The following is a 12342-nucleotide window of genomic DNA, read 5'->3' as shown; positions in this document are numbered from 1 at the left end:
GCTTGTTCAAGGAAAGCCCGAGCATCACGAACCTGGTAAGGCTTTGCTTCTTTATCGGGGTGTGGTCGGTGGAAGGTTCCGACCGCATCGTTCAGTTCAAATCGTACTAGCGACCCATTGCCTTCAATGGTTTTGGCGCCGACGGCACCAAACAGCGATTCGATACGAGCCCATTCCAGCGTGGCCGGAGTGGGCTTCGAGAAGACGGCCTTCAGGGTGCTGAGCTGCTTGTTATTCGTGGTATTACACTATGATACCGTACGCGATAGGGCAGCCATTCAATACTGATTGAGTAGAGCCAAGCGTGGCTTTGGCCTATCTGGAGGGGTTAAGCCTGGATCTGGCCACGATAGCGTCCACAAAACGTCCACACCTGAGAAAAATATTTTCTACTCATTTCTAAAACGGCCCCGAAAATATTGATCCTCGTGGGTCTCACCCGATAGATGGCTCGCTGCTTGGACCTGTATGTGGATTCCATGACCATCCAGCCCCCCATTCCAGAACACACGGACTCAATCAATCGAACGACTACCTCTGTATATGCGTACTCGGAGGGGCGTCTCCCAAGGCGACATGACGAGAAATGGCCTTCCAAAAAAACTAATATTTCCTACGTGTTTTGGTCGTGGGAGAATGTTGTGTGCGCTCGCTGCTGGGTCTACATTTCTGTGGTCGCTGCAAATTCAGCGATGCGGGTTTCGCAGCCCGGCGGTTTCTGTTGGCGCACAGCGCCGCGTAAGCGGCTTTTTCATGTCTGCGTTATGGCGGGCTGTGCGCAGGAGGCTTATGCCTGCCGGTGGTCCAACAGACCGGTCTGCGAACCTGCGTACAGTTCGCCACCCTTGTATCGCAGCAAGAGTGGAGATCTCCTTAACCTGTTGGAGATTCACCATGGCTAAGAAAATCACCCCCGATCCACCTCCCACTTCCAATGTTCCTGTGAAATCAACCCGGCCGGATGCGGCCCGCTTGCTCGATACCCTCGGTCTAATCCTCTCTAAAACCATCGATTACGATGACCCGTTCAGACCTACGATTTTTGCCATCCAGCCAGGTGTCCACGCTCAGGACGCACTGACCTACGTTTCAAAATTGCTCGCCGTAGCCGAACTGAATGGAGATGAAATCAGCCTGCATACGAATCCGGTGGAACGCTCTCTGTTCTGGGGGATGCTTCACTCGGTAGAGATGGCGAAAGCTGTGGTGGATGCGCTGCTTGAGGGATCGACCTCACACCATCACGCATCACCGTAGACGACCGCTCGTTTGATCGAACTGGCACAGGCGGCGGTTGGGTTCCAGATCAGCAGGTATGGCCCGCAGCACGCAGGAAGTACTACCTCCAGTAGCAGCCACCGTTCTCAGTGGCTGCCGCTTTTTGCAAGCACCATTTAAATCCCTTCACCATTCACCGCGACCTCCGAGGCGTCAGTCCAGGTGTGGCTTCCAGAAAGGCGGAAAATAAATCGGTCCCTTTTTCTCGAAGTACCAGATTGCCGGGAGCAAGGGCGTCGGGAATTTTCGGTCGTTGTTCGTGAACATCCCAGGTGGGAGCGACAAGGCGATTCAGATCATCCCGGTGGGGGATATTGCGACGAAGGACGAGTTCGAGCGAGTGAAAAACATCACCCGCAACGACGTGATCACCGCGTGGCAGATGAATCCGGCGTTGGCTGGGGTGATGCCGGAAAATGCGGCGGGGTTTGGGGATATTGAAAAAATCGACCGGGTTTATATGAATAATGAGATACGACCGATTAGGTAGTTGTTTTTACAAGTGAATGGATGTTTGAGGTGTGAGCAACGGGTTGAGTGGCTAGAAATAAAATGATCTAGGAAGGGCTAGGATTTTCTCGCACATGAGAGCAGCGGAAAAAAGGGGGCTTTTACACCCCGTTCATGTAGGAGCGCGCTCAAGATTCTTCTCATACAGCGTTGAGGTTTTGGTATGTTCCAATTTTTCTAACCGGGCTCTCAATAATAGCGTTATATATAGAAACGCCGTTCACCATAATGGTATCAAGGCTCGCAAGCATATAGTCTCCTGGCACCAGTAAACCATGCAGAGATTAGAACCAGACATAGAATTTTTGATTTGCAATCGGACTCGAAGAGTTTCGAATAAAAGTTGTGACGCCAATACCCGCTCCTGTTGTGGCCAACATGAGTGACAAAATCTTGTTATCTTTAAGGCATGTAAAATATAGACGACCATCTCCTACCTCTGTATATGTCCAGCTTCGCCATAAACTATTAACATCAGGCAAGACGCGGACAGGCGTCAACGCGGATTTTGTTTCTCCATTCAGGTACAGGTTAGATTTGGCGCATATGATATAGCAGGATGATTCACCCCAAGGCTCAATCATCCACTCTTGGAAAAAATCACTGCCTGTAGTCACAGTCTTAAGATAACAATCAGTTGCGTCGCGGTAACCGAGACAAAATTTTTTGTCAAAATCTGTGTATATTCTGAATGGGCCGCGGCGATCTTCTGGCCCCCGATCCGAGTTCTGTTCAGGTGCCTGACCTGGCGTTGTAGAATCGGGGGTAAGGGGATGCTTTTTCATTACCGTTCTCCTTTGCTTGCTGATGAGGTAACAGCAATGGATACAGCAATGGCGAAGAGTAGAGCGCTTGCCAACAACTGGCTGACACATAATACCCGAGCACTCAGTATAGCTGAGTGCTGAGAAACGCAAGCTTGCCCACGCGCCGCGCGTGAGGATCATGCGCCTCCATGCCGGTGTTTTGGGGCGATTATTGGCCGGGCTTTTTAGGGCGTCTGCGCGTCACGAATACGGCGGCGATGGCCACCATCGTGGAGCCGATCATGCCAGCACCGATTTCAGGATGCCCTAGGTGGATGAGATACCCGCCTAGCAGCAGCACCCCGAATGCCAAAGCGCCACCGATGTTTTGGCCTCGCCGTTCACGTTGCTCAATAAGGTGCAATGAATTAGACCTAACTGTCAGGTCGGTAGCTTGATTATTTAACGTTGCAGTAAGTTCTTCTTTACGAACGTCAAGCATGCCCATTTCCATTTTGTGTCGGTGAGCCTGTTCGTTCTTCATCAACTCGAACATGAGATGGGCGCCGCCTTCTACAACGGCTTCGTATTCTCTGAGTTGTCGGGCTGACAGAGTACCTGCAAGGTGTCGCTCTTCGGCAATCGAAATGGCGACCATAGAGATGGCGTCGAGCGTGGCTTTGCTTTGGCTACTGTTGAGCAGTGCACTGATGGCGGGATCGTATTCCCCCAACGCTTGCAGCGCGGCGGAGACTTCTTCTACGATTTCGCCGGAGTCAGCGGTGGGGTCTAATTCGAGTGTTGTTTCTTTTTCACCCGATGCTTTAGGTTCTGTCTGTTTGATCATCGGTTAAGGATCGATCCTTAGGCTTGAGTTCGCCTGGCGTTGCGCACCGTTGCAAAAAATTGTTTGGAGGCGGCTTGATAGTCGTCAGTCAGCCTTTTGATATCACTGCCCAAACTACGAGCGCTGCTGTAGCGATCAATATCAACGATTGATTTCAATGCGGACACTGTCCGGGTGTCTTGAGTGAGCGGTGAACCTTCACTGACCTTCTTGGCCAGTTGGTCGGCTTCCTCGTAGGGGTCGCCGTCGGGATACAGGTTTAGAACGGAAGAAAATGCGTCGAAATCCAGCTTGTACTTCGCCATGTCTGCGGTGCCTCGTCGTGCTTGCCCTGCGGTTTTGTAGGACAAGTCCACTCTTCTGCGTTTAAAACATTGAATGGGTACATATACTGAAAATATAGCCAAAAGCGTAACAGCGTAAAGGGATAAACCTATTCAAGATGTTAGCTCGGCGCCTAGATTTGGTGTCCGAGATGTTAAAGTCCCCCATATATTGTGTTTTCAGTGTGTTACGCCTTACGTCGGGGGACAGGTCATTGCGTATCTATTGTGGCAGTTGCAGGGCCAAGGGCCGCTCTCGTGATTTTTGAGGAGCGCTACACATTTTTGTGACGGGCAGAAGGGCTGGAGGGTGTCCCATCGTTCCTCTTCAGGCTCTCCTTTGGCCCTGTCCACTTCTCAGCGATCATTGTTCCCAGATGCCGTTCCCGCCTCGGGGCCGTTGCCGAGCAAGGGCGCGCTTTCCACTTCCAGCATCAGCAACACCATTTCCGTCAACTCGGCGTCGGACTTGCGTCCCGCATAGAGGTCATGGAGTGCTTTGGCGAACGGAATGCGCAGGTCCTGGTTATCTTCGCGGGCGGTATCGCTGTATCGCATCAGTTCACTGATGGCGCGCAGCACCGCCGCTTGCCACCGGGCGGTGGTCCTCGGACCATCGCCGGTGATTGCAATCAAGTGATCCTTCGTCAGTTGGCGAAGGGCTGGTTCCCGCAACGGCTCAAGCGGCCTTGGGTTGCGAGTGATCTTTGACATAGCGGACGATACTCAGTGTTTCCTGGCGGAACTGCTCGTAGTCGATCTGCTGGGCGTTAATAAAAGTGCTGCCCATCATGGTCACCGCGCCCATCAAGCTGGCTTCGGCAATTTCCTCATCGCTCGCGCCAAACAAGCGCGCGGCTTCGGTATGAAACAGGGTGCAGTACTTGCAACGGGTCGCCCCGGACACCGCCAGACCAATCAACTCCTTGTACTTATTCGGGATTTTGGTATCTGCCAGCCAAAAGTCCCGGGCCACTCCCCAGAATCCGTTCGCTCCGCCTTCCGGCATCTGCTTGATCCACTCCGGTACCACACCGAGGGCCTCTTCAATTTCCCGATAAGTATCATAAATGGCCATCTGACACCTCCTGACCTCTCTGGAGACATCTGCTTCAGAGGTACATCCAGTTTAGTTCGCTGGCGGCCAGGCCCAAGCCGGCGGCAGGATGGCTCCGGCAATAAACGTTTAAACATCGTAGAAACAACAAGATGGGTTTAGATTTTTTTGGCGCAATAACGCACCGCTAGGTACCTCGGGTTATCAACCGTGGCGGGGATAAGCCACGGCGTTACCCTTTGCGCGAGCGCCACTGAAAGCAGTTGGTTAATTCCGACTTTCTAAACGTCGATAATGCCAATATGATGGCTCAGGCTTCTTTGGTCGTTGGATTCGCTACCTGTAGCACCTGCGCGCCCAACGCCAAAACCGCTGCCAGCGGCGCTACAACCGCTCAGCGCTGAAGGAATCAGTACTCGATCTCAAGGACGACCGATGTTCAAAATCTACGCAATGACGCCACTTAAATGGGCGGCAATGCTTCTCACAGTCGCACTGCTTGGCGGCTGTTCGGACTACCACTACAAAAATTATCAAGGCAACTGGGCTCCCGAACAGCTCAAGCCCTACGACCTGTCCGACAACGCCAGCGATGCCGCGCTCGTGTACTTCGATACGATTCGATATCGAGCCTTGGGCGTTCCCTATCATCGGCTGTTGCTCGCAACCGACGTGGATGGCCAACGGATCAAGGGTGCCGGGCGCCGATCCATACTGGATGTCTCAGGCGAACAGGCCCTGAAGCTAAAGCCCGGTAAACACTCCCTGCGCTGGTGTTGGCTCTCGATGAATGCCTTGGGTACTGGCGGGGCAATGTGCAACTTTGCCGCGGCTGACGTTGAGTTCCTGCCTGGGCAGCGCTACGTCGTAACATTCCGAACTGACGAAAATATCAAAGGTCCGCCCGGTCGCGAGGAGCTGGAGATCAAGGTGCAGTCGAGCATCAAAAATATCGACACCAAGGAAGTGATCTTCCCGCCCGCCTCGATGGCTCAAACAGAGTGATGGCTATGAACTTCACCCCCATCATTGCGCAGCTCTGGAGCACGTTTGGCTGGCTGATCCCGCTGATTCTGCTGATCGGCTTGTTCAAGTTGCCTTGGGTCAAGGGTCAGATCGGCGAACTCCTGGTGCGTCTGTTCGCCCATTGGCAACTGGATAAGCAGACCTACCGCCGTCTGCACAACGTCACCTTGAGCACACCTGACGACACCACGCAGATCGACCACGTCTTCCTCTCGCCTTACGGTATCTTCGTGCTGGAAACGAAGAACATGAGGGGCTGGATTTTTGGCAGCGAGAACCAGCCACAGTGGACGCAAAAGCTCTACAAACGCACGTTCAAGTTCCAGAACCCACTGCGACAGAACTACAAACACCTCAAAGCCCTGGAAGCCACCCTTGGCGTTAGCGCCGCGCACCTGCACTCGGTCATCACCTTCATCGGCGGCAGCACCTTCAAGACTCAGATGCCGACCAACGTCACCCAGGGCATTGGCTTTATCCGCTACATCAAATCATTCCAGCAGAGGGTATTCAGTGAGGCCGAAGTCGACGCCCTCATGCTGGCCCTGCAAACCAGCCGGCGCGCTCCATCCCTCGCGACCCACCGCGAACATGTACAAAACCTGAAACGCCGTAGCGACCCAAACGCCGAGCGGCAATGCCCGAAATGCGGCAACAAGCTGGTGATCCGCACCGTGAATTCTGGCACGAAGGCAGGACAGCAATTCTGGGGCTGTTCGAAATTTCCCAAGTGCAGAGTGAGGCAAGGCCTATAGTTAGCTTTCGGACATGAGCTGATAGAGTTGGGTGGAGTGGACTATTGCTGAGATCGATGGATTCGGCAAAGGCAGAAAATATTAGCGTCCTACAAAAAGGAACATACCGTTGCGAAACCACGCCCCCCTAAAAAGAAATTATAAAAACCCATTAAAAAAAGCGCTTTCCGAATCAGCACTTGACAAGGGTTATAAGCTAGCACAAACCTTTGCCCTAATAGTAATACCCTTAATAATTGCAGTTGCTGGCTGGAGTGCACAGCGTTCTATTTCAGAAACCGGAATACGTAAGGATTACGTCCAAATGGCTCTAAAAATCCTACAAGAACCCCGCACGGGCGGAGATGATGATATTAGGAAGTGGGCTGTCGAAATCATTGACGTCAGTGCCCCGATTCACTTCACCTCAAAGGCCGGCGACCAATTGAGCGCCCCAGCATTTAGAATGCTGAACTCAAACAAACTTCTAACCCCCGCGCTAGAAAAAAGAGACAAATGCCCTACTGTTGAAATCACAAACCTGTCTGAAAAAGACCAAGAAAAGCTCAACACGCTTCAATCTTTATGCGAGAGAAATTATCACGACATATTCCTGATCCAGGAGTGGAACAACCTATTTACAAAAAACACACAAAAACAATAGCAAACTTACTCTCAACTCAACCAAGCTACCTCGCCCACACCAAAACTCAAACGAGTCGAGCATTTCCGCTAAACTCGAGCAACAATAAAACTCAACAAGACCAGTCAAAGAGAAGAGATTTATTTCTGGCGGCGATGCTTGCCTAAGCGCAGATCCTATTTCTCACGTCACCTCCCCCGAATGCTACATCCCCAGCACGGAAAGCACCTAGGTGTTCGGTCCCGCAATGAGAGGGTGAGGATTAATTGTGAAACGGTCTGGATTTTGAGTCCAGGTTTCACAGATCACCTTGAAGGGAGTACGCCATTGTAAGGCCCGCAGTTGCGGATATCGATACTGAGACCGCTGACCCAGGTCTGGACCGTCTGGTGCTCAATAAAACGACCGGCATCAACATCGGCCAAAGCTTCGTAGGTCATCTGACGGAGCTCTTCTTCGTCTATCCAAGTGGACAGGGACTGACTGGCTTTCTCGGCGACTACCATCACGGGGACTCCTGTATTGGGAAACTCAGCAGCCATCAAAAGCTGTGACTGCTGATATAGATTGCACTTCATGCTTGAACGAGCCCCAGAACAATGCCCGCTCGACGGGATTGGTATGCAGGCTGATCTCGTCGCCATTGAGTTCCGCCGTTTCGAACTCACGCCAACGCAGTTCATTGTCATACCCGCTTACCGCAACCGAATGTGTATGGGTAGCTGGCAACGCTGCATGCCCAGCGTGCCCCATGAAAACCGCGCCATTTCAGCAAACGTTGAAATAGGCAGAATTGGTGAAATTTTGACTTATTTCACTAAACTAACTAATTTCAGCAAACGCTGAAATATGGGTTTTCTATGAAAGAGATGATCACTCAAGCCCGCGAAGCCTTGCACCAGCTTCTGAGCCAGGTATCGATCATCGAGATCGAAAGCCTGGAGCAGAACGTTGCCGAGGCGACCGACGCTGCCAATCTGCTCGCTCACATCAAAACGGCGAAAACGGCACATACGTTGGTCTGCGAGGTGCTGCCCAACGGACAGCCGCGACACGTACGCAACGCCCTTCTGCAATTGCATGAACATGTCGCCTACAAAAAAAACTCCATCCCGGTACTTGTAGCCCCCTACCTGTCACCTGCGGCCAGAGCAATGTGCCGCGATAAACAGGTGGGATTCCTCGACCTGCAAGGTAATGCCTGGATAGCGTTCGATGGGGTCTTTATCGAACGCCAGGTCACCGACAAGCCAACCACCGAGCACCGGGCGCTCAAATCCTTGTTCAAGCCCAAATCGGCACGACTGCTGCGCGCCATGCTGCGTGAACCAGAGAAAGCATGGCGAGTCACTGAGCTGGTCGAAGCTACCGGCGTGAGCTTGGGACACGTCAGCAATGTACGAACCGCCCTGCTGGATCGGGAATGGGCACGGACCACGAGCGCTGGCCTGTATCTATCTGCCCCCGACGAGTTGCTGGACGCCTGGAGCTCAGGCTACGAAGCCCCACTTGGCGAGCGAAAGCGCTTTTATAGCCCCTTGCATGGCTCCCTTCTAGAGGACGCAGCACGCCGCGCGTTCAATCAGGACTTAAAGGGCCATGGCTGTTTTTCTTCGTTCTCCGCCTCGAACTGGATCGCCCCTTACGCCCGGGTTGGCACATTGCATTTTTACGCCGATCACCAAGGGCTGGAGGTGCTGAAAGAGGCGCTACAGCTAACTCCAGTTACCAAAGGAGACAATATCGTCATTACCTTGCCGAAGGATAAAGCCCTACTCTTCGATACAGTTGAGCCCTCCCCCGGTGTCCTGTGCACCGACCCCATCCAAACCTATCTGGATCTTTCCATCGCAGGGGAGCGCGGACAAGAAGCCGCCCATTACCTACGACAGGAAAAATTCAGATGGAGCCAGTGATACCAAAAGAGCCGCAATCTGCGGCCGACTACGATGATCGGACCACCAACGCAGTCAAGACCGTGCTGGTGGAGATCGGCCAGATCCTTGGCAGCTTCCGCGGCAAGTTCGCGGTCATCGGCGGCGCCGTCCCTTGGCTGCTGCTCGCCAATGAGGATATGCAGCATGTGGGAACACTGGATATTGATCTGAGCCTGGATGCCGAGGCGCTGGGTGATGGGGAGTACGCGACATTGATCGGTACTCTGATGGGACATGGCTATCAGCAACGTGGCGAGCTGAGACGCTTTCAACTGAGCCGCCAGATCACCGTGCAGGAGGGCGATGCTCCCATCGACGTGATCGTAGACTTTCTAATGCCCCGCGATGCCGAGATCATTCGCAACGTGCCGCCGATCCTGAGTGACTTCGCGGTACAGCGTGCCGATGGTGCTGACCTGGCAATGCGTTTCTACCAAATGGTGGCTATTGAAGGCCCCATGCCAACGGGCGGTAAAAACCGCGTAGAAATCGCGGTGTGCTCCATTCCCGCCTTGCTGGCGATGAAGGGCTATGCGCTGGCCGGCCGACACAAACAGAAAGATGCCTACGACATCTACTATTGCGTTCGAAACTACCCTGACGGCATTGAAGCACTCGCTCGCGAATGCCGTCCGGTGCTGGAACGGGACAGTGGTGAGCAGGGGTTCCGATACATCGCCGATAAATTTGATGTGGTCGAAGGCTATGGGCCCACCTCCGTGCGCCGGTTTGTCGAGGACACGCAGATCCTGGGTGAGCGAACAGCGGATCAATGGCAACAGGATGCATTCGGGCAGGTGGATGCACTTCTACGTGAACTGGACTTGAGAAAATGAGGCTGCCTGGGTCATTCAACTGATCCTGAAACCAAGACACCATCCGCATTCCGGAGGTCCGGTTATGCCAAATTATGTGAAAAACCATAATTATGTTTTCCAGCATAATTTCACATATTTCCAAGCCCCAAATGACACGGCCCTCCTCACACAACCGTAAGCAGGGCCGATTTCATACCTTAGCCATCAGAAAAGGCCGACCTCTTTCGCCTCAGTGATGCGCCCCCATCGTTGTCCCCCCCACCCCATCCGGCAGCTCGATGCTCACGTTCTGCATCATCCCCTGATCCTCATGATCAAGAATGTGGCAGTGCAGCACGAACTCACCGATATAGCGCTGGTATCGAGTCCGCACATACAGGGTGTACATCCCGCTGCCATCGGTCTTGCCTTTGACGAACAGCGTGTCTTTCCACACCCCTTTCATACCGGCATATTGCGCGTCGTTCTTGTCCGTCTTGTCCACCGCACCCGGCTCACTGAGATCCACGCCATCCGGGCCGATGATTTTCTCGATCTGGAACGGGTTCACATGAATATGGAACGGATGACTGGCAAACGCCGATTGCAGAATCCAGGTTTCCGCGTCACCCAGCTTCAGATGACGATCGACCACCCCCGGCTGGTAAGGCACGGCATTTTCCGCAGTAGTGCCCACGGCGAACTTGGTGTGGTTCGGGTCCTTGGTATCGATCAGGAACACCAGTTTCTGTTCACCCTTGATTTCGCTGTCGACAATGCTCGGGTGCGGAATGAACTTGTCAAAGCGCAGGTCTTTTTTCAGATCCGCCACCACCGTGGCCTTGATGTCCGCCGGCATGTTGCGTTCCGCCGCCGCCAGCAGTTCCTCAGTCAAGCGGGCCTTGGTGTTCGCCACTTTCTCCCCAGGGCCCACATCGACAAAGCCGAGCAATTGACGACCGTTGGCCTGCTGGCTGACCCCGCCTGAAGCCGTGGAAGGTTCATCCGTCACGCAGTAACGCCCAGGCTCGGGAAAGACGATCAGCAGATCGTTGCGATACCCCGGCTGCAGGGTGATGACCTGGCGGCTCTGGGCCTGTTCCATGGTCAGGCCGTCGGAGGCGATCACCTGGTATTCGACCGGCTGGCCGGTGCATTGCTCCTCGATGAAGTTGGCCGACGCCAGGGCCGCGATGCCCTTGTCACTGGCCGGCTTGGCGCTGTCCTTGAGTTTGCGGAACAGCGGCCGGATGGTGTCGCGAATCCCCGCGTGGACCAGGCGCCAGCGTTCAACCTCACCGGGCCGTGCATCGTCGAAGATCGGCTGCACCAGGCCGTTGACGCTGGTGTAGCGCCCCGAGTCGGACCAACTGGAAGGCTGCAACTGGTCGAACGACTCGACAACCCCCACCTCGCCCGGTTTGCAGGTCCAGTCCAGGGTCATCTTGTCCTTGCCATCCTTGTCCTTGACGATATTGCCGTCCTTGTCCCTCACCGGCTTGTAGCGGAATTTGTCGGCCGTGTCCCGGCATGCATAGGGGATTTGCTGGAACACCAGCAAGCGTTCCTTGAAAGACTTGCCATCAGCGCCTTTGAGCAGGGTGTCGATATCGCCGTTGGTGTCGGCCGTCGGCTTGCGATCGCCGTGGATGATCAGCGCACCGGCCATGCCGCTGGCGACCTGGATCGCGGTGGAACCATGGCGATGCGGGTGATACCAGAAGGTGCCCGCCGGGTGGTCGGCCGGGATGTTGTATTCGTACTGGAAGCTGACCCCGGGGTTGATCGACAGCAGCACGTTGTCGCTGTTACCGGTGGGGCTGACCCACAACCCGTGGGAATGCAGGTTGGTGCCGTTGAAGCAGTGCGGCACGTCCGGCCTGCTGTCGTGGGCGGTGCAGCTGGGGTCAGGCGGTAACTGGTTGTTGAGGCTGATGCGGACGGTGTCGCCCGGCGTCACGTCGATGGTGGGGGCGATAAAGGGTGCCTTGGGGTCGACACCGGTGCCGACGTAGCTACGCAACATCACCGGCACTTGCGCTCCCGTGGCCGGATCGAATATCTCGTTCTTGGTGTACTTGATGATCAGGTCCAACTGCCGCTCACGCCCGACATGGGGTTGGGGTGCCAAGGGCGTGGGAGTGGACTTGAGCATCAACGTGCCCTCCACCACCTTGGCCGTCGGTGCCTGCTGTTCCAGGGTCGGCGGGTTGTTGAACAGCCGGGAGGCTTCCACTGCCTGTGCCGTGGTGGCGGCCCCCATCACTCCCAGGGCCAGCAGCCCCAGAGCGTACGGATAACGGGACCTGTCCTTGCGCATTCCTGTCATGGTGTTTCTCCTGCGGAGCAACCGTGAACTTCGTGGTTTGGGCACAGGAAAGAGGCGGGGAGCAGGCGCAATGGCATAAGCATCCAACAGCTGCAATCCGTGCAGGCATAAAGCT

15 protein-coding genes and 1 pseudogene are annotated in these 12342 nt (G+C 54.5%); 8 read left to right on the top strand and 8 right to left on the bottom strand.

The features are described 5' to 3' along the window. Positions 1 to 164 (bottom strand): type II toxin-antitoxin system HicA family toxin (locus tag M5C01_RS29070; RefSeq protein WP_349292423.1); only part of this gene is annotated, 164 nt, incomplete at its 3' end. Positions 165 to 894: 730 nt separating this feature from the next. Here M5C01_RS29070 and M5C01_RS29065 point away from each other — a divergent pair. Together M5C01_RS29065 and M5C01_RS29060 are read left to right on the top strand one after the other, a co-directional pair. After that, positions 895 to 1257, top strand: a complete 363-nt coding sequence (locus M5C01_RS29065) for a hypothetical protein (protein WP_152741628.1) — start codon at positions 895 to 897, stop codon at positions 1255 to 1257. A gap of 247 nt (positions 1258 to 1504) precedes the next feature. Then, positions 1505 to 1765 (top strand): annotated as a pseudogene (locus tag M5C01_RS29060) (phage portal protein); the annotation flags it as partial. Positions 1766 to 2072: 307 nt separating this feature from the next. Here M5C01_RS29060 and M5C01_RS29055 read toward each other — a convergent pair. The 5 genes from M5C01_RS29055 to M5C01_RS29035 all read right to left on the bottom strand — a co-directional run bounded on the left by M5C01_RS29055 (position 2073) and on the right by M5C01_RS29035 (position 4782). Continuing rightward, positions 2073 to 2573: a hypothetical protein gene (locus M5C01_RS29055; protein WP_152741629.1), complete on the bottom strand. Its 501-nt coding sequence runs from the start codon at positions 2571 to 2573 to the stop codon at positions 2073 to 2075. Between the two features lie 190 nt (positions 2574 to 2763). After that, positions 2764 to 3381, bottom strand: coding sequence for a DUF2335 domain-containing protein (locus M5C01_RS29050; protein ID WP_152741630.1), 618 nt, complete (start codon positions 3379 to 3381; stop codon positions 2764 to 2766). Between the two features lie 17 nt (positions 3382 to 3398). After that, complete coding sequence (locus M5C01_RS29045) at positions 3399 to 3731, bottom strand: hypothetical protein (RefSeq protein ID WP_152741631.1); 333 nt, start codon at positions 3729 to 3731, stop codon at positions 3399 to 3401. A gap of 330 nt (positions 3732 to 4061) precedes the next feature. Continuing rightward, positions 4062 to 4340, bottom strand: a complete 279-nt coding sequence (locus M5C01_RS29040) for a hypothetical protein (protein WP_248764425.1) — start codon at positions 4338 to 4340, stop codon at positions 4062 to 4064. A gap of 43 nt (positions 4341 to 4383) precedes the next feature. After that, a complete protein-coding gene (locus M5C01_RS29035) occupies positions 4384 to 4782 on the bottom strand; it encodes a carboxymuconolactone decarboxylase family protein (protein ID WP_103495397.1) in 399 nt (132 codons plus the stop codon). 414 nt (positions 4783 to 5196) lie between these two features. Here M5C01_RS29035 and M5C01_RS29030 point away from each other — a divergent pair, with 414 nt between their 5' ends. The 3 genes from M5C01_RS29030 (at position 5197) to M5C01_RS29020 (ending at position 7185) form a co-directional block, all read left to right on the top strand. After that, a complete protein-coding gene (locus tag M5C01_RS29030; protein ID WP_152741632.1) occupies positions 5197 to 5766 on the top strand; it encodes a hypothetical protein in 570 nt (189 codons plus the stop codon). 5 nt (positions 5767 to 5771) lie between these two features. Continuing rightward, positions 5772 to 6542 (top strand): NERD domain-containing protein, encoded by a 771-nt coding sequence (locus M5C01_RS29025; protein ID WP_152741633.1) that lies wholly within the window; start codon positions 5772 to 5774, stop codon positions 6540 to 6542. A gap of 109 nt (positions 6543 to 6651) precedes the next feature. Then, complete coding sequence (locus M5C01_RS29020) at positions 6652 to 7185, top strand: hypothetical protein (protein WP_152741634.1); 534 nt, start codon at positions 6652 to 6654, stop codon at positions 7183 to 7185. A 284-nt stretch (positions 7186 to 7469) separates the two neighbouring features. Here the strand turns inward: M5C01_RS29020 and M5C01_RS29015 are convergent, their stop codons facing one another. Continuing rightward, positions 7470 to 7706 (bottom strand): hypothetical protein, encoded by a 237-nt coding sequence (locus tag M5C01_RS29015; RefSeq protein ID WP_248764424.1) that lies wholly within the window; start codon positions 7704 to 7706, stop codon positions 7470 to 7472. Positions 7707 to 7740: 34 nt separating this feature from the next. Between M5C01_RS29015 and M5C01_RS29010 the strand changes: the two genes are divergently transcribed. The 3 genes from M5C01_RS29010 to M5C01_RS29000 are packed head-to-tail and all read left to right on the top strand — an operon-like array spanning position 7741 to position 9937. Further along, positions 7741 to 8010: a hypothetical protein gene (locus tag M5C01_RS29010; RefSeq protein ID WP_178129981.1), complete on the top strand. Its 270-nt coding sequence runs from the start codon at positions 7741 to 7743 to the stop codon at positions 8008 to 8010. Positions 8011 to 8024: 14 nt separating this feature from the next. After that, the gene (locus M5C01_RS29005) at positions 8025 to 9080 is read left to right on the top strand and encodes a type IV toxin-antitoxin system AbiEi family antitoxin (RefSeq protein WP_152741637.1); all 1056 of its coding nucleotides are present in this window, start codon (positions 8025 to 8027) and stop codon (positions 9078 to 9080) included. Continuing rightward, positions 9068 to 9937 carry a nucleotidyl transferase AbiEii/AbiGii toxin family protein gene (locus M5C01_RS29000; RefSeq protein ID WP_103495403.1) on the top strand — a complete coding sequence of 290 codons (870 nt, stop codon included), beginning with the start codon at positions 9068 to 9070 and terminating at the stop codon, positions 9935 to 9937. Before M5C01_RS29005 ends, M5C01_RS29000 begins: the two co-directional genes overlap by 13 nt. Positions 9938 to 10148: 211 nt before the next feature. On the opposite strand, the gene M5C01_RS28995 is transcribed toward M5C01_RS29000, so the two are convergent. After that, positions 10149 to 12227, bottom strand: coding sequence for a multicopper oxidase family protein (locus tag M5C01_RS28995; RefSeq protein WP_152741638.1), 2079 nt, complete (start codon positions 12225 to 12227; stop codon positions 10149 to 10151). Positions 12228 to 12342: the final 115 nt, after the last annotated feature.

The organism is Pseudomonas sp. MWU12-2319, from assembly GCF_023242525.1.
In the GTDB taxonomy this organism is placed as follows: Bacteria; Pseudomonadota; Gammaproteobacteria; order Pseudomonadales; family Pseudomonadaceae; genus Aquipseudomonas; species Aquipseudomonas gingeri_D.
Note: the sequence above shows the minus strand (reverse complement) of the source record. Positions and strands in the feature narration are given on the sequence as shown.